The sequence below is a fragment of the Azoarcus sp. CIB genome, from assembly GCF_001190925.1.
Classification (GTDB): Bacteria; Pseudomonadota; Gammaproteobacteria; order Burkholderiales; family Rhodocyclaceae; genus Aromatoleum.
The window spans coordinates 53,749-73,939 of record NZ_CP011072.1 but is presented as its reverse complement, the minus strand read 5'-3'; the positions used below and the strand labels follow the sequence as shown (position 1 = coordinate 73,939).

Genomic DNA, 20,191 nt, shown 5'->3' with positions numbered 1-20,191 from the left:
CCCTTGCTCAGGCCTTCGACACGCGGCAAAGCGTCGTCTTGGTTTCCTGCATCATCGTCACCGAGTCGTAGCCGTAGGTCGTCGCGTGGTTGACCGATTCCCCGCGCACGATCGGCGCCGCCCCTTCCGGGTAGAACTCGAGCATGTCCTTGCCCGACCACCAGCCGGAGAAGTGGAAGGGCAGGAACACGGTGCCGGGCGCGACGCGCTGCGTGACCTGCGCGCGGACTTTCAGCTTCGCCTTGGTCGGCGATTCGACCCAGATGTAGTCGCCGTTGCGGAAGCCGGCGTCGTTGGCGTCCTTGGGATTCACCTCGGCGAACATCTCCTGCTGCAGCTCGGCGAGCCACGGGTTGGAGCGCGTCTCCTCACCGCCACCCTCGTACTCGACGAGACGCCCCGAGGTCATGATCAACGGATACTCCTTGGAGATGTCCTTGACCTTGTCCTGGAGCGACTTGTACAGCGTCGGCAGGCGCCAGAACTTCATCTTGTCGTCGTGCGTGGGGTACTTCTCGACCAGATCCGGGCGCGGCGAGTAGATCGGTTCGCGGTGCAGCGGCACCGGGTCGGGGAAGTTCCACACCAGCGCGCGCGCCTTGGCGTTGCCGAAGGGGTGCATGCCGTGGTTCTTCATCGCGACGCGGATGATGCCGCCGGAGAGGTCGGTCTTCCAGTTCTTGCCCTCGGCGGCGGCCTTCTCGGCGTCGGTGAGCTCGTCCCACCAGCCGAGCTTCTTCAACAACACGTCATCGAACTCGGGATAGCCCATCTGCAGCTCGGCGCCCTTGGAGGCGGAGCCCTCCTCGGCCAGCAGCGACACGCCGTCCCGCTCGACGCCGAAGTTGGCGCGGAAGTTGCCGCCGCCTTCCATGACGTGCTTCGAGGTGTCGTAGAGGTTGGGCGTGCCCGGATGCTTGAGCTCGGGCGTGCCGTAGCACGGCCAGGGCAGGCCGAAGTAGTCGCCGTCGCACGGGCCGCCGGTGGCGCGCAGCGTCTTCACGTCGAAGGTGGCCATGTTCTGCATGTGCAGCTTGAGCCGCTCGGGCGACTGGCCGCTGTAGCCGATCGTGAATGTGCCGCGGTTGATCTCGCGCAGGATGTCCTCGGTCACCGGCTCGTCCCAGCCCTGCTTGTCCTTCACCAGCGGGATGTTCTTCACGAGCTCGTCGGCGAAGCCGAACTTCTTCGCGAAGGCGTACATGATGGTGTGGTCGGGCTTGGACTCGAACAGCGGCTCGATGACCTTGTCGCGCCACTGCAGCGAGCGGTTCGACGCGGTGGCCGAGCCGGAGGTCTCGAACTGGGTACACGCCGGCAGCAGATAGACGCCGTCCTTCCTGACCATCGCCGCCATCGACGCGGTGGCCGACGGGTAGGGGTCGATGACGACCAGCGTGTCGAGCTTCTTCATCGCCTCGACCATCTCGGCGCCGCGCGTCTGCGAGTTCGGCGCGTGGCCCCAGTAGACCACTGCGCGCAGGTTGCCGCCGGGCTGGTCGATGGCTTCCGGGTTCTCGAGCACGCCGTCGATCCAGCGCGACACCGTGATGCCCGATTTGGTCATCAGGTCTTCAGAGGCGTAGCGCGCCTTGACCCACTCGTAGTCGACGCCCCACACCTTGCACCAGTGCTTCCACGAGCCCGCCGCGAGGCCGTAGTAGCCGGGCAGGGAGTCGGGGTTGGGGCCAACGTCGGTCGCGCCCTGCACGTTGTCGTGACCGCGGAAGATGTTGGTCCCGCCACCGGCGACACCGACGTTACCGAGCACCAGCTGCAGGATGCACATCGCGCGCACGTTGGCATTGCCGACGGTGTGCTGGGTCTGGCCCATGCACCATACGACCGTCGAGGGCTTGTTCTTCGCCAGCGTCTCGGCGACTTTCAGCACCTGTTCCTCGGGGATGCCGGTGACTTCCTGCACCTTGTCCGGCGTCCACTTCGCGACTTCCTCGCGCACCTTGTCGAGGCCGTACACGCGCTGGCGGATGTATTCCTGGTCTTCCCAGCCGTTCTGGAAGATGTGGTACAGCATGCCCCAGATGAAGGGGATGTCGGTGCCCGAGCGGATGCGCACGTAATAGTCGGCCTTCGCCGCGGTGCGCGTGAAGCGCGGGTCGACGACGACCATCTTCGACCCGTTCTCCTTCGCATGCAGGATGTGCAGCAGCGACACCGGATGCGCCTCGGCGGCGTTGGAGCCGATGAACAGCATCGCCTTCGCGTTCTGCATGTCGTTGTAGGAGTTCGTCATCGCGCCGTAACCCCAGGTGTTGGCGACGCCGGCGACGGTGGTCGAGTGGCAGATGCGCGCCTGGTGGTCCATGTTGTTCGTGCCGAAGAAGGACACGAACTTGCGCAGCAGGTAGGCCTGCTCGTTGCTGTGCTTGCTTGATCCGATCCAGTACACGGCGTCGGGGCCGGACTCTGCGCGGATCTTCAGCAGGCGGTCGCCCACTTCCTGGAGCGCCTGGTCCCACGTGATCTTCTGGTACTTGCCGTCGACCAGCTTCATCGGGTACTTCAGGCGGTGCTCGCCGTGGCCGTGCTCGCGGATCGACGCGCCCTTGGCGCAGTGCGCGCCGAGGTTGATCGGCGAATCGAACACCGGCTCCTGACGGATCCACACGCCGTTCTTGACGACCGCGTCGATCGCGCAGCCGACCGAACAGTGCGTGCACACGGTACGACGCACGGTCGCGTCGCCGGTCGCGCCCGCCGCTTCGGGGCTCGCCGCGTCGGCGCTGCCGATCAGGTTGTAGGGCAACTGTGCGGCCAGCGCGCCGGCGCCCATGCCGAGGCCCGAGCGCTTGAGGAAGGTGCGCCGGTCCATAGTCTGGCCGAAGTGCCGCGCCGCCGAGCTGCGCAGCTGACGGGCCGCGCCCGTCGCCTGGGTGGATTTCCTCGTAAGCATCGCGTGTCCCCCGCCTAGATGCGCGCAGTGCGGTAGTAGTTGCGGGCGTGCTCGCTGACGCCGCGCTCCGCCCCCGTTTCGCCCGCCGCCTGTGCGAGCGGGGTGGCGACCGCGGCCGGCTTGCCCGCGACCGTCGCGACGGCCGCCGCGGCAGCGGCGCCGCCGGCGCCGAGGGTCAGCAGGAAATGACGGCGCTGCAGGCCGGATTTCTTGTCTTCCATGGTCCTTCTCCCGTATCGGATCGCTTGGCCGGCCCAGCGGACCGGGTGCGACCTACTCCATTGCGAAAGCTTCGCTCTCGATGTCGAAAAACGCCCGCATCAGCGCACCGGCGCGAGCATAGAACCGTGCCTGCGGCGCCACGGCGAGCGCGTCGGCGAGGCGCGCGTACCAGGGCTGCAGGTGACGGATGAAAAAGCGGCGCTGCCGCGCGAGGCCGGCCTCGTCGGGGCCGGTCAGCACCAGGTGGCGCATCACTTCGGCGAGCGCGGCGATGTGATCCTCGGTCTCGGCGACGCCGTAGCGGCGGGCAAGACCGAGTTCGGCGAGGTCGTCGCGCAGCTCGGCGAGCGGCTCCTCCATCAGGAATCCCGCGAGGTAGAAGGAACCGAAGAGCATCACGTCGGGCCGGCCGATGCCGTAGAACAGGGCGTCGTACTCGTCATGCACGGTGGCCGCGTCGCTGCCCGCGGCCCGCGGCGATCTCGCCGAGCCCCGCCCAAGCGGCCGCGAACGCCGTGTCGCCGCTGCCGAGCACGTGCGCGGAGGCGACCAGCGCGCCGAGCAGCGGCCCCTCCGGCGCGGCGAAGAACAGGTTGCCCAGCAGCGCGTAGTGGTGCGCCCGCGCGCGGTCCTCGTCGGTGAGCACCGGTACGTCGTCGGGCGCCGGGTGCTGCGGCTGGAAGATCGTGACAGGGGCGTTCATTCGGTCATGTCCCAGGCTTTGGTGCCGTTCTCGGTTTCCATCAGGTCGATCACGCGGCAGTCGGCGCACATGTGCAGGCGCCGGCGCTGCGCCTCGCTCGCGAACATCGAGTGGCCGGCAAGGCGCGCGAACATCGCGTCGATGATCGGCTTCGCGCCCATCGCGGTGCCGCAGCGGATGCAGTGGAAGATCTCGGCCTCCTTCAGCGGCACCACGCGGCGCGCCACGTCGTCGAGCAACAGGCGCGGCGTGAGCGCGATCGCGTTCTCGGGACAGGCGTTCGCGCACAGTCCGCACTGCACGCAGCTCTTCTCGAGGAAGCCGAGGCGCATCGCGTCCGTCGCAGCGCTGAGCGCCCCGGTCGGACAGGTGCCGACGCAGGACATGCACAGCGTGCAGGCATCGCTGACGGCGACGGCGCCGAAGGGGGCGCCGGCCTGCAGCGGGATTTCGGTTACCAGCGCCGCGACCGGCACGGGTGCCAGCGCGTGCAGGTGGCGCAGCGCGAGGTCCAGCGTGTCGCGCTTCCTCGGCACGAGGCGGAAAGTCGCCGGGCGGCTCACGCCCTGCGCGGGCGCCCAGTCCCACAACGCGGATTCGAATTCGGGCCAGTCGCCGGCATCGATCACGCGGACGTGCTCGCCGCCATAGCCGAGGCCGGAGAGGATCGCCTGCGCATGCGCGGCCTGCGCGCGCAGCGGCGCCGCGTCGTGCGTGCCGGCCGCGAGCACGGCGACCTGGCAGGCGCCGAGCGCGAGACTGCCGAGCATCAGGTCCAGCCCCACCGCGTCGGCGCTCCAGGTCTCGAGCGGGATCACGCGCGCCGGCAGGCCCTTGCCGCGGCGCGCGAGCCGCTCGATCAGCGCGCGGCCGGCCTCGGCCGAATGGAACAGCAGCGCGGGCGCCTCGCCGCCGGCGTCGCGATAACGCGTCAGCACCGTCTTCACGCGCAGACCGAGGTCCTCGACGCGCGGATATTGCGACGCGAGCGCGCCCGTCGGGCACACCGTCGAACAGGTGCCGCAACCCTGGCACAGGTAGGGATCGACGCGCACCGTGTCGCCCGCCGATGCGATCGCCTCCGCCGAACAGGACTCGATGCACGCCGTGCAGCCGGTCTTGCGCGAGCGGCTGTGCGCGCACAGCTTGGCATCCAGCGCGACGTAGCGCGGCTTCTCGAACTCGCCGACGAGCTCGCCCAGCGCCTGCGCCGCGAGCGCCTGGTCGAGCGGGTCGCGCCCCGGCGCGGCGTAGCCCTGCGGCGGCTCGACGCGCTTGATCAGCGGTTCGGCGGAGAGGTCCAGCACGAGGTCGAAGCGCCCTTCTCGGCGCGTGTCGGTGCGCGCAAAATCGATCGCGCCGACCGTGCCGCAGGCCGTCACGCACGCACGGTGCGAGCGGCAGCGCGCAGCGTCGACCTGGTAGTCCCAGCCAATCGCACCTTCCGGACAGGCGCGGATGCAGGCGTTGCAGCGCACGCACGGATCGAGGTCGATCGGGTTCTGCTGCGTCCACGCGGCGTCGAAGGCTCCAAGGTGGCCGGTGAGCGCCACGCCCGCGCCGGACCAGACCGCGTAGCGCCGCTCGGTCGGCAGTTCGGCATCGCGGCTCGTGCCGGTGAGCAGCACGGACACGTCGAAGCGCGCCGCCAGCCGCTCGGCCCAGCCCAACGCCGCGCCCGCCTCGCCGACGATCAGCAGCTGGTTGCCCGCCGCGAGCGTCACGCCCGCGACCGGTTCCGGCTCGGGCAGCATCGCCGCGGCGATCAGCGCCGCCATCTTGGGCGTCGCGCCCCGGCCTTCGGCGGACCAGCCGGCGTTCTCGCGCAGGTTGAAGAAGTCGATGCGCGCCATCGGCCGCTCCGCCGCCACTTCGGCAAACAGCGCGGCCTCCTGCGTACAGCCGACGAGCACGTCGCCGCACGCGAGCGCAGACTCGAACTCGCCGATCTCCCGCCGGCACAGTTCGTGATGGACTTTGAGCGGCACCGTACTGCCCGCCGCGAGGGCTTTTTCATCGACCGCGAAACTGCGATTGCAGTCGCACAGTCTGAGCTGTCTCTCCACTTTGGATGGTCTGCCTGGCTGATTGAGGTGCTATAGCCCAAGCAGAGGACGTACCAGGGAAGCGGTAATAAAAGGGAGCAGGAATCCCTGATTTACCGTAGCAACAAGCCCGAAATCGGGTCAGTCGGGACTAAAAGTCGCAGCGTCCCCAAAATGTCGCATTTGCTACGGGGTTTTTCCCCGTTCTTGCCCCATCTGCGGGGACACCGACTGGGGGGCCGGCTCGCGCGGCGGGTCTTCGGCGGCCGGCGCTGCGGCGTCCGCAGCCGCCGTCGACGCGTCCGCGTCCGCGTCCACGAAGTCCGGCGCCGGTGCGGCCGCATCCTCATCCTTGAGCAGCGTCTCGAACTGGCGCAGGCGCTTCAGCATGTCGGCCGGGATCGGGTCGCTGCCCGAGTAGTCGTCGATGTAGATGTCGAGCTTGTCCATGCGCTCGAAGTGGAAGTGCGGATCGCTGAAGAGCTTGCGCAGCGCCGCGCGGCGCAGCGACTCGCTGACCTCCTTCTTCATGAAGGCGCTGAAATCCGCCGCGAGATCCAGGCTGTCGATGGGCGGTAGCGCAGCCTCCGCGGGCGACACCGGGGACCCGGCGTCGGCGGGCGGCGCCACGGCGGGTGCGGCGCTGCCTTGCGCGGCCGGGGTCGCCGGCACCACCGGGGCCACGGGCTCGGCCGCGGCTGCGTCGCCGCGCTTCAGCCGCGACCAGCGTTCGAGGAAACGGCTCATCCCTGCTCCCGGTCCTGCGCCAGCGGGTCGTTGCGGCGGATCTTCTTCCGCGGTGCCGGCTTGTAGTGCAGGTTCACGAACGCACCGACCCAGTCGGCGATCTCGCGCGACATCGCGACGCCATCGACCTGTTCGCCCGAGTCGAGCAGGCGCGCCGCCTCGCCGTAGCTCACAGTGACGACGAGCGGCTTGGCGACGCCGTCCTCCTTGCGCCACATCACGAACACCTTGGGCACCGGCGAACTCAGGTTGAGGAAGTAGTTGTCCGCCTCGTCGCGGAACAGCTCCAGCGCAAAACCGCCGACGAGGTACTGGTCGCGGTCGGTCTCGGCGACCAGCTGGCGCGTCGCCGCCGGGTTGTCGCCGAAGGCCGGCACGACGCCGACGGCCTCCCAGGCCTCGTCCGCCCAGCGGCTCTGCAGGCGGCGGCGGTCCATGATGACGGCGACGGGAAAGCGGTCCATGCGGCGAACTCCGGGTGACTCGATCCCTCATAGGATAGGCGAAGCGGCCGCGGCCGGCGAACCTCGCGAGCGGCGCCTGCGGCTAGAATACCCCCTCGAACCTACCCGTCCATCTCCATGCCCCCAGCCCCCGACACGCCGCGCCGTCCGCTGCTGAGCCACGCGAGCCACCCGCTGACGGTGACGATCCCGGCCGTCGACGAGAACGGCGAGAACGTGCCGACGCAGATCGCCGGCGAGTTCCCGCTGACGATCTACGTCGACCGCCGCGAGATCGTCACGCTGATGACGCTGGGCGCCGCGCCCGAGGCGCTGACGATAGGCTGGCTGCGCAACCAGCGCCTGGTCGCGAGCCTCGACGACATCGAGGCGGTGCAGGTTGACTGGGAGGTCAATGCCGTCGCGGTGAAGACGCGCAACGGCCTCGTGGACGCCGACGAACGCCTCGGCAGCCGCACCGTCACCACCGGCTGCGGCCAGGGCACGGTGTTCGGCGGGCTGATGGACGAGATCGACGCGATCCGCCTGCCGGAAGACCGCACACTCACGCAGGCGACGCTGTACGCGCTGATGGACGCGGTGCGCCACCACGAATCGATCTACAAGCAGGCCGGCGCCGTGCACGGCTGCGCGCTCGCCCAAGCCACCGCGGACGGCTGCGACATCCTCATGTTCGTCGAGGACGTCGGCCGCCACAACGCCGTCGACGCGATCGCCGGGCAGATGTGGCTGGACGGCCTCGACGGCGGCGACAAGATCTTCTACACGACGGGCCGGCTCACCTCCGAGATGGTCATCAAGACCGCGCAGATGGGCATCCCCTTCCTCGTCTCGCGCTCCGGCCTCACGCAGATGGGCTGGGAGATCGCGCGCAAGATCGGCCTCACGATGATCGGCCGCGCGCAGGGCAAGCACTACCTTCTATTCACCGGCGAGGAGCGATTCACCCGATGAGCGCGTGCGAAAAAATCACCGGCGTCATCCTCGCCGGCGGGCAGGGACGGCGCATGGGCGGCGTCGACAAGGGTCTGGTCGAGCTGCGCGGGCGGCCGATGGCCGAATGGGTGATCGAGCGCTTCGGCCCGCAGGTCGACGAACTGATCATCAACGCCAACCAGAACGCCGAACGCTATGCCGCCTTCGGCCATCCCGTGTTCCCCGACGACATCGGCGGCTTCGCCGGCCCGCTCGCCGGATTGCATGCAGCCTTGTCGCGGGCGCAGCATCCGCTCGTCGCGACCGCCCCCTGCGACTCGCCCTTCCTTCCGGCGGATCTCGTCGAACGCCTGTATCGCGGCCTCGCGGAAGCCGGCGCCGAGCTCGCCGTCGCGCGCACCTTCGACCAGCCCCACCCGGTGTTCTGCCTGTGCCGGCGCGACGTGCTGCCGCACCTCGACGCGTTCCTCGCCGGCGGCGGCCGCAAGATCGACTTCTGGTACGCCACACTGAAGGTCGTCGAAGTGCAGTTCGACGACGAGGAAGCCGCGTTCCGCAACATCAACACCCGCGACGAGCTCGACGACGTCGGACGATGAGCGCGCCCGAGCCGCCAGTCGTCGAACACCTTGCGCCGGAAAGCCCCTGCCTCACAGCGAGGCAGGCGGCGGCCTACCTGCACCTCAACGAGAAGAAGCTGTACGAGCTCGCCAACAGCGGCGAAGTCCCGGCCGCGCGCGTCGGCGGCAAGTGGCTGTTTCCACGCCGCCTGCTCGACGACTGGCTGCTCGAACAGGCGCACGGCGGCGTGCTCACCGACCGCCTGCTGATCGCTGGCGGCGACGACGCCCTGCTCGCCGCCGCGGTGCGCGCACTGGCCGCCGAACTCGGCGCCGAAGCCTTCGTCGCCTACAGCCCGACCGCAACCCTGCCCGGCCTCGAACAGCTCGCCCGCCGCCGCGCCGACATCTCCGTCGTGCATTGGGGCGACGTCGAGCACAGCGCGACCCAGCACGCAACGCTGCTGCGCGCCCATCCCGGCCATGCGCGCTGGACGCTGGTACGCATCGGCCAGCGCGAACAGGGGGTGCTGCTGCGTCCCGGCCTGGGCATCGACCAGCTCGAAACGCTCGCCGCCTTCGACGTGCGCTGGGCCATGCGCGAAGCCGGTTCCGGCGCCGCGCACTTCCTCGCCTCGGCGCTCAAGGCGCGCGGCCTGCGCCCGGAAGACTGCAGCGCCGTCGCGACGATCGCCGGCGAACGCGAAGCCGCGGCACTCCTCGTGCGTAACGCCGCCGACTGCACCCCCGGCACGCGCGCGACCGCGAGCGAATTCGGCCTCGACTTCCTGCCGCTGGGCTGGGAAGCGCTGGACCTTGCGCTGCCGAAGGAAATCTACTTCCGCCACCTCTTCCAGCGCCTGCTCGCGCGCCTCGGCAGCGCCGCGATACGCGACCTCGCGGCCCAGCTGGGCGGCTACGAGCTTACGGCACTGGGACGGGTGCTGGCTGCAGGCTGAAGGACTACGGTCTCCCCGCGAACTCAGCCCCGATTCCATCAGGGCGACAGATCGAGCACACCACGTCCTATGACACTTGTCACGGGTCATTGGGCAAATCTAGCCATGGTGGATCATGAGGCGTACATACTAGGGTATGAGAACCGATCACGTCCGCATGGAGTAATCATGAAATCCAGTTACGCAGTAATCATCCCAACTATCGCTGCGCTTGTCGGATGTGCGAGCCCTGCGCCGGTTGCACAAAATTTCCCTATTTCATATCAAAAGGTTGCACGTACGGCACATCATTGGGATGTAGTTGCCGATGACGTTGTTTCGCAAACGCTTCAGGAGGTGAGCACGAAAGCGCAGTTGCAGGGGCGCGCTCTGATCGTCGCGCCAGCCCGCAATACCGCGTTCAATACCGCATTTCGTGAATTCATGATCACCCACCTGGTAACTGCCGGCGCACAAGTTAGCGTTTGCAAAATGGACGTCGCTACCGGGAGGGGTTTCCAGGCAGATGGTCAGGTCGTGGAGATTCAGTATGACAGTCAGCTGATCGTGCACGGTAACGATGTGCCAAATTACGCGCCCGGACGACTGACCGCCCTCGCGGCAGGTGTGGCAGTAATCCGTAATGCGGTATTTGACAACGAAACGAATGCTGCCTTGCTCGCGGCCGGAGCCTTATCTGACTTTGGCCTCGGTCATGCGGCTCGTCCAACCCGCACCGAGATTATTGTGACGACATCGATCACCGACCAGAACCGTTTCGTGACACGTCGGAGCGATATTTATTACGTTCCGGACGCTGACGCACAACTTTTCATTCAGCGCGTCGCGCAGCGCTCGGCATGCCCGGACGATAAGCCCGTCGCTGCCGCGGTGCCCGAGACTAATCAAGCAAGTACTGATCTTGCCCGGCAAAACATGATTGAGCGAGAGATGCGCCGGGTTAATCCGCTATGGCGACCCGCACCAACACCCGCAACAGCCTACTCGCACTAAACTCACCTGCGGGATGACAGGGCAAGGCCACAGAGCTATCGCACGAACTCGGGAAGGGGGTATGCGGCCCTGATCGGCCGCGCCCCCCATGACTAGGCCGGAGCCATCCTGAACGCGTAATCCACGACGAAATCCGCCACCGCCTGCGGGTCGTTGATGTCGAGCTGCGGCAGCGCGGTGTCGAGTGCGACGTCGGTCGCGACCGCGACGATGTGCGGGTCCTGCAGGTAGAACGGCGCCTCGCGCACCGCGGTGCGGCGCACCTCGATCTTCGGAATCGCCGCGCGCTTGAAACCCTCGACCAGCACGAGGTCGCAGGGCGAGAGTTTCTGCAGCAGCGCTTCCAGCGGCAGCTCGGGGTCGCCGCGCAGCTCGTGCATCAGCGACCAGCGCCGCCCCGAGCTGACCAGCACCTCGCGGCAGCCGGCGTTGCGGTGGCGCCACGAGTCCTTGCCCTCGTGGTCGATGTCGAAGCTGTGGTGCGCGTGCTTGATCAGCGACACGTCGAGGCCGCGCTCGCACAGCACCGCGACGACCTTCTCGATCAGCGAAGTCTTGCCGCTGCCGGACCAGCCGGCGAATCCGATCACTTTCAATGCTCTGTCCTGTCTCACGGGCGTCGGCGCGCGCTCACGCGACCGACTCGCCCCACTCCGCGCACTTGCGCTCCAGCGTCTTGCGCGACACCCCCAGCCGCCGCGCCGCCTCCGACTTGTTCCCCCCGCACGCATCCAGCATGCGCAGGATGTGGCGCTTCTCGACCTCGTCGAGCGGCAGGTCCGTGCCGCCCGCGAGCACGTCCGCGCGTGCCCCCAGCGCCTCCACCGGAAAGCCGCCGAGGATCAGCGAGCGCTCGATGAAGTTGCGCAGCTCGCGCACGTTGCCCGGCCAGCCATAGGCCTCGAGGCGCGCGAACAGCGTGTTCGACAGCGCCAGCGCCGGAACGCCCAACTGCGCGGTCAGCTGCTGCATGAAGTGCCGCACCAGATCCGGGATGTCCTCGGCGCGCTCGCGCAGCGGCGGGCTCACGATCTCCACCACCGCGAGGCGGAAGTACAGGTCCTGGCGGAAGCGCCCCGCGGCGACCTCGGCGGCTAGATCGCGGTTCGACGCGGCGATGATGCGCACATCCACCGGCACCTCGCGTTCCGAGCCGACCGGCCTCAGCTTGCGCTCCTCGAGCACGCGCAGCAGGCGCGTCTGCAACGCGAGCGGCAGCTCGCTGATCTCGTCGAGGAACAGCGTGCCGCCGTGAGCATAATAGAACAGGCCGTTGCGCGTCTCGGTCGCGCCGGTGAAGGCGCCCTTCACGTGGCCGAAGAGTTCGCTCTCGATCAGCCCGGCGGCGATCGCCGGGCAATTCACCGGCACGAAGGGGCGTTGCGCGCGCGGACTCATGCGATGCAGCGCGCGCGCGGCGACTTCCTTGCCGGTGCCCGATTCGCCGAGCAGCAGCACGGTGCTGGGCATCTGCGCGACGCGGCGCAGCACGGTGCGCAAGTTCTCCATCGCCGCCGAACGCCCGACCAGGCCCTCGACGTCCGCCGACAGGCCCGCGAGTTCGCGCCGCAGGATGAAGTTCTCGCGCGCGAGGTGGGCGCGCTGGAAGCAGTTCTTGATCGAGTTGAGGATCTGGTCGACGCGGAAGGGCTTGAGGATGAAGTCCGAGGCGCCGCCGCGCAGCGCGTTGATCGCGGTGTCCAGATCGGCGAAGGCGGTGATCAGGATCACGTCGCCGGCAAAGCCCGACTCGCGCAGTTCATGCAGCCAGTCGAGGCCGGATTTGCCCGGCAGCGCGATATCGAGGATCAGCAGGTCGAAGTGCAGCCGCGCCATCAGGCGCATCGCATGCTCGGCGTCCGGCGCCGTCTCGACGAGCCCGCAGCGCGGCTTGAGCGCACGCTCGAGAAAGCTGCGCATCCCTTCCTCGTCATCGACGATGAGGACCGAATGCGCCTGCCAGTTGAATTCCGGAGTGCCGGCGGGGCCGGCTGCTCCCCCCTCGCGCTCGTGCTGCATCGCTGTCCTTGTCATGGGCGTGGCTCGGTGCGCACGGCCGCGCCGCACGCAGTTACATTTTGATAATAACCGAGTCGGTCGGGGCGTTGTCCCTACTATGACTCACCAGCGCCGCAAAAACCCCGGGGCGCTCGGGGATTCGTCGTAACGCGGCTCGCGCCTCAGCCACAGCGCGAACTCCGTGCCCTCGCCCGGCCGGCTGTCGACCGTGATGCGGCCGCCGTAACGCTCGACGATCGTGTAGCTGATCGACAGGCCCAGGCCGGTGCCGCTGCCCTTCTTGGTCGTGAAGAAGGGGTCGAAAATGTGCGACAGGTCCTCCGGCGCGATGCCATGGCCGGTATCGCGCACCCGGATCACCGCGCCGACGGTCTCGCCGTCCTCGCTCCAGTCCGCCGTCGCGAGACTCAGGCGCCCGCCGTCGGGCATCGCCTGCACCGCATTGACGATCAGGTTGATCAGCACCTGCTGCAGCTCGCTGCGGTTGATCTCGATGCGCGCGCATGCTGCGAGCTCGGTCGCGACCTCGATCGCGCGGCGGTCGAAATTGTGCTGCGTCAGGAACAGGCAGTCGGCGACCACCTCATTCACGTCCACCGCCTCGGCATAGCCCGCGAACTCGCCCGGGCGCGCGAACTGCAGCAGTTTCGTGACGATCTGGCGGATGCGGTCCGTCTGCTCGTGGATCAGGCGGATTTCCTGGCGCACCGGTTCGGCGGCCGGCCCCAGCACGTCGCGCATCACGTCGAGGTTGCCCTGGATCACGGCGACCGGATTGTTGATCTCGTGCGCGACGCCCGCCGTCAGCTCGCCGATCGCCGCGAGCTTCTCGCTCATCACCAGCTGCTGCTGCGCACGCCGCAGCGTCTCGTTGGCCTCGCGCAGTTCCACGGTGCGCTCGGCGACCTTGCGGTCGAGCTCCTCGGCCCACCGCTGCAACTCCTCGCGTTTGGCCGACAGCGTGTCGAGGAGCTGGTCGAACTCGCCCGCCAGCCGCCCCAGCTCGTCACGGCTCGCGACCTCGCCCACGCGCGCGTCCGCCTCGCCCTGCTCGACGCGCTGGATCACCGCGTTCATGCGCTCGATCGGCCGGAACACGCTGCGCGCCCAGCGCAGGCTGAGCACCGCGCCGGCCACGCTGATGCCGATGAACAGGACGAACAAGGCCCCCATCGCCATGCGGCCCGCATCGCGGAAAGGCGCCTCGAGGAAGCCCACGTATAGCATCCCGACACGCTCGCCGCGGCCATCGGCGATCGGTTCGTAGCCCGAGACATAGTCGTCGTTCACGACGAAGGCCGCGCCCAGCCAGGTCTCGCCGCGCCCCAGCACGCGCTCGCGCACCGCCTGCGACACGCGCGTGCCGAGCGCCCGCGTGTCGCCGAACAGGCGCACGTTGGTGGCGATGCGGGTGTCGTCGAGGAACAGGGTGGCGGTCCCGCGGCTGCCGAGCGGCAGCGAGCCGTCGCGATAGACGATGGCGTTGATGCGGTCGACCATCTCCAGATTGCCGTTGAGCAGGACGCCGCCCTCGAGCACCCCCACGAGGTTGCGCTTTTCGTCATACACCGGTGCGGCGGCGTGGATCACCAGTCCCCGGTCCTCTGCCGTGCGCGCATCGGGTGCGGCCGCGCGCGTTTCCACGAGCGGCAGCCAGGCGCGCTCGCGCAGCGCCGGGGACAAATATTGGAGCGCGTCGGCGGAGAATCGTTCTACCGTCGTCAGCGCCGATCCGTGCAGCGCCGAGGCGACGACCGGCCAATCCAGGCGCGGGGTCGCCGTGCCCGGCAGCGGCTGCGACGCCGCCAGCGGACGACCTTCGCGATCGAGCAGCAGCAGGAAGTCCAGCCGCCGCCCGGGCGCGAGTTCCGCAAGCAGGGCCGACATGGCGCCCGGCGCTGCGGCCAGCGTTCCGACCACGCGGTGCGATTCGGCGAGGGCCTGCACGTCGTAGCCGACGCCGATGCGCACGCGGTCGAAATACTCGTGCGCGGTGACGAGATCGGAACTGATCTTGAAGTTGAGCAGGCGCTCGTAGGCCTCGTTGCCCCAGGTCCACACCAGCCCCAGCAGCACCGGCACCCCCACCACCAGCGGGGCCAGCACGAGCACGAGCAGCTTGGCGCGCACCGAGCTGCGCAGGCGGTCGGTCCAGCGCGGGCGCGGCTGCCGAGACATCAGTCCAAGCTCCGCGCGGAGCCAGCGCAGGAAAGCGCCGTTCCTCCCCCTTCAAGGGGGGAGGTTAGGAGGGGGATGGGTTTCTGCCACGCGTGCTTGACCCATCCCCACCCCAACCCTCCCCTTGAAGGGGAGGGAGTGACCGTGCAGCACTCAATCTGACTCGCGTAATTGCTGCCGGGTTATTAGCCGCGGACCGTCATCTCGCGCAGGCGCGCGACACGCTCCTGCGTCGACGGGTGGGTCGAGAACAATCCGCGCAGGCCGCCGCCCGACAGCGGGTTCATGATCATCATCTGCGCGGTCTCGGGATGCGCATCGGCGGCGTGCATCGGAATGCCGCGCGCGTAGGCGTCGATCTTCGCAAGCGCGCTCGCAAGCGCCTCGGGATCGCCCGAGATCTCCGCGCCGCCACGGTCCGCGCCGAATTCGCGGGTGCGCGAGATCGCCATCTGGATGATCATCGCCGCCAGCGGGGCGAGGATCATCACGAGGATGCCCAGCACGGGGTTGGGCCGCTCGCCGTCGCGGCTGCCGCCGAAGAACATGCCGAACTGCGCCAACATCGAGATCGCACCGGCCACCGTCGCCGACATCGTCGAGATCAGGATGTCGCGGTTCTTCACGTGAGCGAGCTCGTGCGCCATCACGCCGCGCAGCTCGCGCTCGGACAGCATGCGGACAATGCCGCTGGTCGCCGCGACGGCCGCGTGGTCGGGATTGCGCCCGGTCGCGAACGCGTTGGGCTGGTCCTCGTCGATGAGGTACACCTTGGGCATCGGCAGGCCGGCGCGCTGCGCAAGCCCGCGCACCATGTTGTACAGGTAGGGCGAACTGGTCTCGTCGACCTGGCGCGCGTTGTACATGCGCAGCACCATCTTGTCGGAGAACCAGTAGGCCCACACGTTCATCGCGCCGCCGAACACCAGCGCCATCAGCATGCCCTGCTTGCCGCCGAGCATGGCACCCACGGCACCGAACAGGGCGACGATACCTGCCATGAGGATCGAGGTCTTGAGCCAGTTGCCGAACATGTGCGTAATTCCTTCCTCAGTGATTGGGCTTGTGTGACCCCTATGTGGGGCCGGACGCCGCGGCTTCAATGCGGGGCGGGAATTTCTCCCCGCGCGCCTTCAGCTCCCGCTGCCGAAGCGTTCGCCTGCACTGACCGGGAATCCGCGCAGAAATTCCCCGGCGGGCATGCGCCGACTACCCGGCTTCTGCAATTCGACGAGGCGCAGCGCGCCTTCACCGCAGGCGACGACGACCCCGGACTCGTCCGCCGACAGCACCGTGCCCGGCGCGCCAGCTCCCGCGACGGGCTCCGCGCGCCAGATCTTCACGGCGACATCGCGCAGCGTGCCGACCGCGCCCGGGAAGGGATTGAAGGCACGCACCGCGCGCCCGATCTCGACCGCCGGACGACGCCAGTCGATCGCCGCCTCGGCCTTGCCGATCTTCGCCGCGTAGGTCACGCCCGCCGCGGGCTGCGGCTCGGCCTGCAGTGTGCCTTGCGGCAGCGCGCGCAACGCCTCGACAACCATCTCGGCGCCGAGCGCCGCCAGACGGTCGTGCAGCGTCGCCGTCGTCTCGTCGGGGCCGATCGCCAGCGCGCGCTTCATCAGCATCGCGCCGGTATCGAGGCCCTCGTCCATCTGCATGATCGTGATGCCGGTCTCGGCATCTCCCGCCTCGATCGCGCGATGGATCGGTGCCGCCCCGCGCCAGCGCGGCAGCAGCGAGGCATGGATGTTGATGCAGCCCAGGCGCGGCAGCGCCAGCACCGCGGGCGGCAGCAGCAGGCCGTAGGCCGCGACGACGAGGATGTCCGGCGCGCACGCGGCGAGCGCCGCACGCTGCTCCTCGCTGCGCAGCTTCTCGGGCTGGTCGACGGCGATGCCGTGCGCGAGCGCGACCTGCTTCACCGGGCTCGCGGTGAGCTTCATGCCGCGCCCGGCGGGACGGTCCGGCTGGGTCAGCACCAGCGGCACCGCAAAACCCGCGGCGAGAATCGCCTCCAGCGCCGCGGCGGCGAACTCCGGCGTGCCCGCGAAAGCGACGCGGAGCGAGCTACGCGAGGGGGCGGCCGCGCTCACGCGGTGATCCGCGCTTTTTTCGCCAGCCGCGTCTTGATGCGGTTGAGCTTGAGCGGCGACAGGTATTCGACGAAGACCTTGCCTTCGAGGTGGTCCAGCTCGTGCTGGATGCACACCGCCAGCAGGCCGTCGGCCTCCAGCTCGAAAGGCTTGCCGTCGGCGTCGAGTGCCTTCACGCGCACGCGCTCGGCGCGACGCACGCTCTCATAGATGCCGGGCACCGAGAGGCAGCCTTCCTCGCCGATATGCTCGCCGGACTTCTCGAGGATCTCGGCGTTGATGAACACGCGCAGGTCGGAGCGGTCCTCGCTGACGTCGATCACCACCACCCGCTTGTGCACGTCGACCTGCGTCGAGGCGAGCCCGATGCCGGGTGCCTCGTACATGGTCTCGGCCATGTCCTTGACGAGTTGGCGAATCGAATCGTCCACCTGCGCGACCGGGGCGGCGGGCGTGTGCAAACGGGGGTCGGGATAGCGAAGGATCGGTAATAGCGCCATAAATGCTTGCCGGGTTAAGTCATTACGTGCAGAATTTCAAGTGCTTTGGCATGCTGTCGGGGTCGCCCCGGCATTCGAATCGAGTCTGCGGATTGGATCCTCGACCGGCGGAACGCGTTCCGGTAGCCGAAAATCCGGTCCGTTCCAATCGGAAGCGAGCGATGACCCGCATTATATTCCCTCTCCTCTTCAGCGTTGCGACCCTTCTTGGCGCGCCCGCGCTCGCGGCACCGGCGGCAATCGCCGACGATGCCCCCGACAGCCACACCGTCGTGCGCGGCGATACGCTGTGGGGAATTTCGGGCAAGTTCCTCAAGGAACCCTGGCGCTGGCCCGAAGTGTGGCGCCTCAACCGCAACCAGATCCGCAACCCGCACCTGATCTATCCCGGCCAGATCATCGTGCTCGACCGCAGCGGCCCCTACCTGTCGATCGGCCGCCGCGTCGGCGACCAGAAGCTGCAGCCGCAGGTCTATCACGAAGACCTCAAGGACGCCGTCGCCAGCATCCCGATGCAGGACATCGAGCCCTTCCTGACCAAGCCGCTGGTCGTCGACGAGGCGCGACTGGCCGACGCCGGCACCGTGGTCGCGACCGAGACCAGTCGCGTGTACATGGGCCCCGGCGACACGATCTTCGCCAAGAACATCAAGGAAGACCAGAAGGTGTGGCAGGTGCTGCGCCCGGCCAAGCCGCTCACCGACCCGGTCACGAAGGAAGTGCTCGGCTACGAGGCCATGTATCTCGGCTCCGCGCGAGTCACCGAGAACGGCACGCCGGCCACGCTCGAGATCCTCAGCGCGGTCGAGGAGATCGGCACCGGCGACCGCCTGCTGGTCAGCGACAAGCCCGATATCTTCTCGTACATGCCGCACGCGCCGGAGAACGAGGTCGCCGGCCGCCTGATCGGGATCTACCGCGGCGTCGCCGAAACCGGCCGCAACCACGTCGTGACGCTCAGCGTCGGCGCCCGCGAAGGCATCGAGCGCGGCCACGTGCTCGCGCTGCACCGCAACCGCGGCTCGGTCGTCTACAAGGACGACGACGGCAACAAGGAAACCTACAACCTGCCCGAGAAGCGCTATGGCCTCGCCTTCGTGTTCCGCGTGTTCGACCGCGTCTCCTACGCGCTGGTGATGGAGACCGACGGCCAGGTCACGGTCGGCGACAGCGTGCGCAAGCCCTGACGCGTCAGCGGTGGAGGACGATCTCGCCGCCTGGCTGCGGCTGACCCTCCTCCCCGGCATCGGCCCCGAACGCCAGCGCAGCCTGCTCGCAGCGTTCGGGCTGCCCGGGCAAGTCTTCGCCGCCGGGCGCAGCGCGATCACGGCCGTGGCCGGCGCGGGCACTGCCGACCTGCTGTTCGCCGCGCCCGACGAGGCGCGCATCGCCGCAGCCCTCGCGTGGGCCGCAGAACCGGGCAACCACATCCTCACCCTCGGCGACGCGGCCTATCCGCCCGGTCTGCTAGAAATTCCCGACCCGCCGGTGCTGCTGTACGTGAAGGGTGACCCGGCGCTGCTCGCCGGGAACGCGCTGGCGATCGTCGGCGCGCGCTCGGCAACGCCGGGCGGCGTCGCGAACGCCCAGGCCTTTGCGGAACATCTCGCCGCCGCCGGCCTCACGATCGTCAGCGGGCTCGCGCTCGGCATCGACGCCGCGGCCCACCGCGGGGCGCTCGACCACGCCGAAGGCAAGACCGTCGCGGTCATCGGCACCGGTGCGGACCGCGTCTATCCCGCCCGCAACCAGGCGCTCGCGCGCGAAATCGCCCAGCGCGGCGCCATCGTCAGCGAACTGCCACTCGGCACGCCCGCGCTGCCGCACAATTTCCCGCGCCGCAACCGCCTCATCGCCGGACTCGCGCGCGGCGTGCTGGTCGTCGAGGCGGCCGTGGGCAGCGGCTCGCTGATCACCGCACGGCTCGCGTCCGAGTGCGGGCGCGAGGTGTTCGCGATCCCCGGCTCCATCCATTCGCCGCTCGCGCGCGGCTGCCACCGCCTGATCCGCGACGGCGCCAAGCTGGTCGAGACGGCCGCCGACGTGCTCGACGAACTCGCGTGGGGCGGGACCGCCAGGCCGCCCGCGCAGCCGGCCACGCGCAGCGCGGCACGGGGGCGCAAGCGCGCGGCGGAGGAGGCTTCGCAGGTGCTGTTCCCCCCGCCTGCGCCGGATGCGGACCTGCCGCCCGACCAGGCCGCGGTGCTCGACGCCTTGGGGCACGACCCGCTCGATGTCGACACCCTGGCCGCACGCAGCGGCTTGACGCTCGATGCGCTCTACGCCATTCTGCTGTCACTGGAGCTCGACGGGCGGATCAGCCGACTCCCCGGCGGGCGCTTCCAGCGCTATTGACCAGACGGTGTGCCGCCATGTTCGACATCTTTGTATACCTCTTCGAGAACTACGTTCACGCCGCTGCCTGCCCCGAAATCGACCAGCTCGCCCGCAAGCTTTCGGCGGCCGGTTTCGAGGAGGATGAAATCACCGAAGCCCTCGACTGGTTCTCGGGCCTGCGCAGCATTTCCGACACCTCGCCGCTCGCCACGACGCCCGCAGCGGGGGCGTTCCGCGTGTATGCGGCCGAGGAAGAGCTGCGGCTCAGCACCGAGTGCCGCGGCTTCCTCGCCTTCCTGGAGAATGCCGGCGCCCTCGACGCCGGAACGCGCGAGATCATCATCGAGCGCACGCTGGCGCTGAGCGGATTCGGCGTCAGCCTCGCGCGGCTCAAGGTGATCGTGCTGATGGTGCTGTGGCAGCGCGAGCTGCCGCTCGACAGCCTGATCGTCGACGAACTACTCGGGGAAGAGGCGGACGAAGGCGCGCTCGCGAAGCACTAGGCGCACCCGCGGCGC

Annotated in this window: 20 protein-coding genes; 7 read left to right on the top strand and 13 right to left on the bottom strand. The window is 68.7% G+C overall.

Translation table 11 applies throughout. The features are described 5' to 3' along the window. Positions 1–7: 7 nt before the first annotated feature. From AzCIB_RS00285 to AzCIB_RS00260, 7 genes are all read right to left on the bottom strand, one after another. Positions 8–2,914 carry a molybdopterin-dependent oxidoreductase gene (locus AzCIB_RS00285; protein ID WP_050414052.1) on the bottom strand — a complete coding sequence of 969 codons (2,907 nt, stop codon included), beginning with the start codon at positions 2,912–2,914 and terminating at the stop codon, positions 8–10. Positions 2,915–2,928: 14 nt separating this feature from the next. After that, entirely contained in the window at positions 2,929–3,135 is a 207-nt protein-coding gene (locus AzCIB_RS00280) for a hypothetical protein (RefSeq protein WP_050414051.1), read from the bottom strand. Positions 3,136–3,187: 52 nt separating this feature from the next. Continuing rightward, entirely contained in the window at positions 3,188–3,583 is a 396-nt protein-coding gene (locus AzCIB_RS24530) for a TorD/DmsD family molecular chaperone (protein WP_232299310.1), read from the bottom strand. Next, the gene (locus AzCIB_RS24525; protein ID WP_232299309.1) at positions 3,576–3,839 is read right to left on the bottom strand and encodes a hypothetical protein; all 264 of its coding nucleotides are present in this window, start codon (positions 3,837–3,839) and stop codon (positions 3,576–3,578) included. Before AzCIB_RS24525 ends, AzCIB_RS24530 begins: the two co-directional genes overlap by 8 nt. Further along, positions 3,836–5,905, bottom strand: coding sequence for a 4Fe-4S binding protein (locus tag AzCIB_RS00270; RefSeq protein WP_050414050.1), 2,070 nt, complete (start codon positions 5,903–5,905; stop codon positions 3,836–3,838). The genes AzCIB_RS24525 and AzCIB_RS00270 overlap by 4 nt, the downstream gene beginning before the upstream one ends. A 165-nt stretch (positions 5,906–6,070) precedes the next feature. Further along, entirely contained in the window at positions 6,071–6,631 is a 561-nt protein-coding gene (locus tag AzCIB_RS00265) for a DUF3306 domain-containing protein (RefSeq protein ID WP_050414049.1), read from the bottom strand. Beyond that, complete coding sequence (locus tag AzCIB_RS00260; protein ID WP_050414048.1) at positions 6,628–7,095, bottom strand: DUF3305 domain-containing protein; 468 nt, start codon at positions 7,093–7,095, stop codon at positions 6,628–6,630. The genes AzCIB_RS00265 and AzCIB_RS00260 overlap by 4 nt, the downstream gene beginning before the upstream one ends. 117 nt (positions 7,096–7,212) lie before the next feature. Here AzCIB_RS00260 and AzCIB_RS00255 point away from each other — a divergent pair, with 117 nt between their 5' ends. The 4 genes from AzCIB_RS00255 (at position 7,213) to AzCIB_RS24000 (ending at position 10,543) form a co-directional block, all read left to right on the top strand. Beyond that, positions 7,213–8,049: a formate dehydrogenase accessory sulfurtransferase FdhD gene (locus tag AzCIB_RS00255; protein ID WP_050414047.1), complete on the top strand. Its 837-nt coding sequence runs from the start codon at positions 7,213–7,215 to the stop codon at positions 8,047–8,049. Continuing rightward, the gene (gene mobA / locus AzCIB_RS00250) at positions 8,046–8,630 is read left to right on the top strand and encodes a molybdenum cofactor guanylyltransferase MobA (protein ID WP_050414046.1); all 585 of its coding nucleotides are present in this window, start codon (positions 8,046–8,048) and stop codon (positions 8,628–8,630) included. Before AzCIB_RS00255 ends, mobA begins: the two co-directional genes overlap by 4 nt. Beyond that, entirely contained in the window at positions 8,627–9,550 is a 924-nt protein-coding gene (locus AzCIB_RS00245) for a substrate-binding domain-containing protein (RefSeq protein WP_050414045.1), read from the top strand. Before mobA ends, AzCIB_RS00245 begins: the two co-directional genes overlap by 4 nt. A gap of 168 nt (positions 9,551–9,718) precedes the next feature. Continuing rightward, positions 9,719–10,543 carry a hypothetical protein gene (locus tag AzCIB_RS24000; protein WP_157058390.1) on the top strand — a complete coding sequence of 275 codons (825 nt, stop codon included), beginning with the start codon at positions 9,719–9,721 and terminating at the stop codon, positions 10,541–10,543. A 92-nt stretch (positions 10,544–10,635) separates the two neighbouring features. On the opposite strand, the gene mobB is transcribed toward AzCIB_RS24000, so the two are convergent. The 6 genes from mobB to def all read right to left on the bottom strand — a co-directional run bounded on the left by mobB (position 10,636) and on the right by def (position 17,336). After that, on the bottom strand, positions 10,636–11,139 hold the full coding sequence (mobB, locus tag AzCIB_RS00240; RefSeq protein ID WP_050414044.1) for a molybdopterin-guanine dinucleotide biosynthesis protein B: 504 nt from the start codon (positions 11,137–11,139) through the stop codon (positions 10,636–10,638). A gap of 34 nt (positions 11,140–11,173) precedes the next feature. Then, positions 11,174–12,562 (bottom strand): sigma-54-dependent transcriptional regulator, encoded by a 1,389-nt coding sequence (locus AzCIB_RS00235; protein ID WP_050414043.1) that lies wholly within the window; start codon positions 12,560–12,562, stop codon positions 11,174–11,176. Between the two features lie 102 nt (positions 12,563–12,664). Further along, positions 12,665–14,740 (bottom strand): sensor histidine kinase, encoded by a 2,076-nt coding sequence (locus AzCIB_RS00230; protein WP_050414042.1) that lies wholly within the window; start codon positions 14,738–14,740, stop codon positions 12,665–12,667. A gap of 185 nt (positions 14,741–14,925) precedes the next feature. Next, positions 14,926–15,774, bottom strand: a complete 849-nt coding sequence (htpX, locus tag AzCIB_RS00225; protein ID WP_050414041.1) for a zinc metalloprotease HtpX — start codon at positions 15,772–15,774, stop codon at positions 14,926–14,928. 99 nt (positions 15,775–15,873) lie between these two features. Then, complete coding sequence (fmt, locus tag AzCIB_RS00220) at positions 15,874–16,836, bottom strand: methionyl-tRNA formyltransferase (protein WP_050414040.1); 963 nt, start codon at positions 16,834–16,836, stop codon at positions 15,874–15,876. Then, positions 16,833–17,336: a peptide deformylase gene (gene def / locus AzCIB_RS00215; protein WP_050414039.1), complete on the bottom strand. Its 504-nt coding sequence runs from the start codon at positions 17,334–17,336 to the stop codon at positions 16,833–16,835. The genes fmt and def overlap by 4 nt, the downstream gene beginning before the upstream one ends. A gap of 161 nt (positions 17,337–17,497) precedes the next feature. Here def and AzCIB_RS00210 point away from each other — a divergent pair, with 161 nt between their 5' ends. Genes AzCIB_RS00210 through AzCIB_RS00200 form a run of 3 tightly spaced genes read left to right on the top strand, consistent with a single transcriptional unit; the run spans position 17,498 to position 20,176 of the window. Continuing rightward, a complete protein-coding gene (locus AzCIB_RS00210; RefSeq protein ID WP_050414038.1) occupies positions 17,498–18,523 on the top strand; it encodes a LysM peptidoglycan-binding domain-containing protein in 1,026 nt (341 codons plus the stop codon). Positions 18,524–18,533: 10 nt separating this feature from the next. Then, complete coding sequence (gene dprA, locus AzCIB_RS00205) at positions 18,534–19,691, top strand: DNA-processing protein DprA (RefSeq protein ID WP_050414037.1); 1,158 nt, start codon at positions 18,534–18,536, stop codon at positions 19,689–19,691. A 17-nt stretch (positions 19,692–19,708) separates the two neighbouring features. Further along, positions 19,709–20,176 (top strand): Smg family protein, encoded by a 468-nt coding sequence (locus AzCIB_RS00200; protein ID WP_050414036.1) that lies wholly within the window; start codon positions 19,709–19,711, stop codon positions 20,174–20,176. Positions 20,177–20,191 lie beyond the last annotated feature (15 nt).

Excerpts from the sequence above, each read along its gene's own strand:
- AzCIB_RS00285 (WP_050414052.1), bottom strand. The coding sequence starts at position 2,914 with ATGCTTACGAGGAAATCCACCCAGGCGACGGGCGCGGCCCGTCAGCTG.
- AzCIB_RS00280 (WP_050414051.1), bottom strand. The coding sequence starts at position 3,135 with ATGGAAGACAAGAAATCCGGCCTGCAGCGCCGTCATTTCCTGCTGACC.
- AzCIB_RS24525 (WP_232299309.1), bottom strand. The coding sequence starts at position 3,839 with ATGAACGCCCCTGTCACGATCTTCCAGCCGCAGCACCCGGCGCCCGAC.
- AzCIB_RS00265 (WP_050414049.1), bottom strand. The coding sequence starts at position 6,631 with ATGAGCCGTTTCCTCGAACGCTGGTCGCGGCTGAAGCGCGGCGACGCA.
- AzCIB_RS00260 (WP_050414048.1), bottom strand. The coding sequence starts at position 7,095 with ATGGACCGCTTTCCCGTCGCCGTCATCATGGACCGCCGCCGCCTGCAG.
- AzCIB_RS00255 (WP_050414047.1), top strand. The coding sequence starts at position 7,213 with ATGCCCCCAGCCCCCGACACGCCGCGCCGTCCGCTGCTGAGCCACGCG.
- mobA (WP_050414046.1), top strand. The coding sequence starts at position 8,046 with ATGAGCGCGTGCGAAAAAATCACCGGCGTCATCCTCGCCGGCGGGCAG.
- AzCIB_RS00245 (WP_050414045.1), top strand. The coding sequence starts at position 8,627 with ATGAGCGCGCCCGAGCCGCCAGTCGTCGAACACCTTGCGCCGGAAAGC.
- AzCIB_RS24000 (WP_157058390.1), top strand. The coding sequence starts at position 9,719 with ATGAAATCCAGTTACGCAGTAATCATCCCAACTATCGCTGCGCTTGTC.
- AzCIB_RS00235 (WP_050414043.1), bottom strand. The coding sequence starts at position 12,562 with ATGCAGCACGAGCGCGAGGGGGGAGCAGCCGGCCCCGCCGGCACTCCG.
- AzCIB_RS00230 (WP_050414042.1), bottom strand. The coding sequence starts at position 14,740 with ATGTCTCGGCAGCCGCGCCCGCGCTGGACCGACCGCCTGCGCAGCTCG.
- htpX (WP_050414041.1), bottom strand. The coding sequence starts at position 15,774 with ATGTTCGGCAACTGGCTCAAGACCTCGATCCTCATGGCAGGTATCGTC.
- def (WP_050414039.1), bottom strand. The coding sequence starts at position 17,336 with ATGGCGCTATTACCGATCCTTCGCTATCCCGACCCCCGTTTGCACACG.
- AzCIB_RS00210 (WP_050414038.1), top strand. The coding sequence starts at position 17,498 with ATGACCCGCATTATATTCCCTCTCCTCTTCAGCGTTGCGACCCTTCTT.
- AzCIB_RS00200 (WP_050414036.1), top strand. The coding sequence starts at position 19,709 with ATGTTCGACATCTTTGTATACCTCTTCGAGAACTACGTTCACGCCGCT.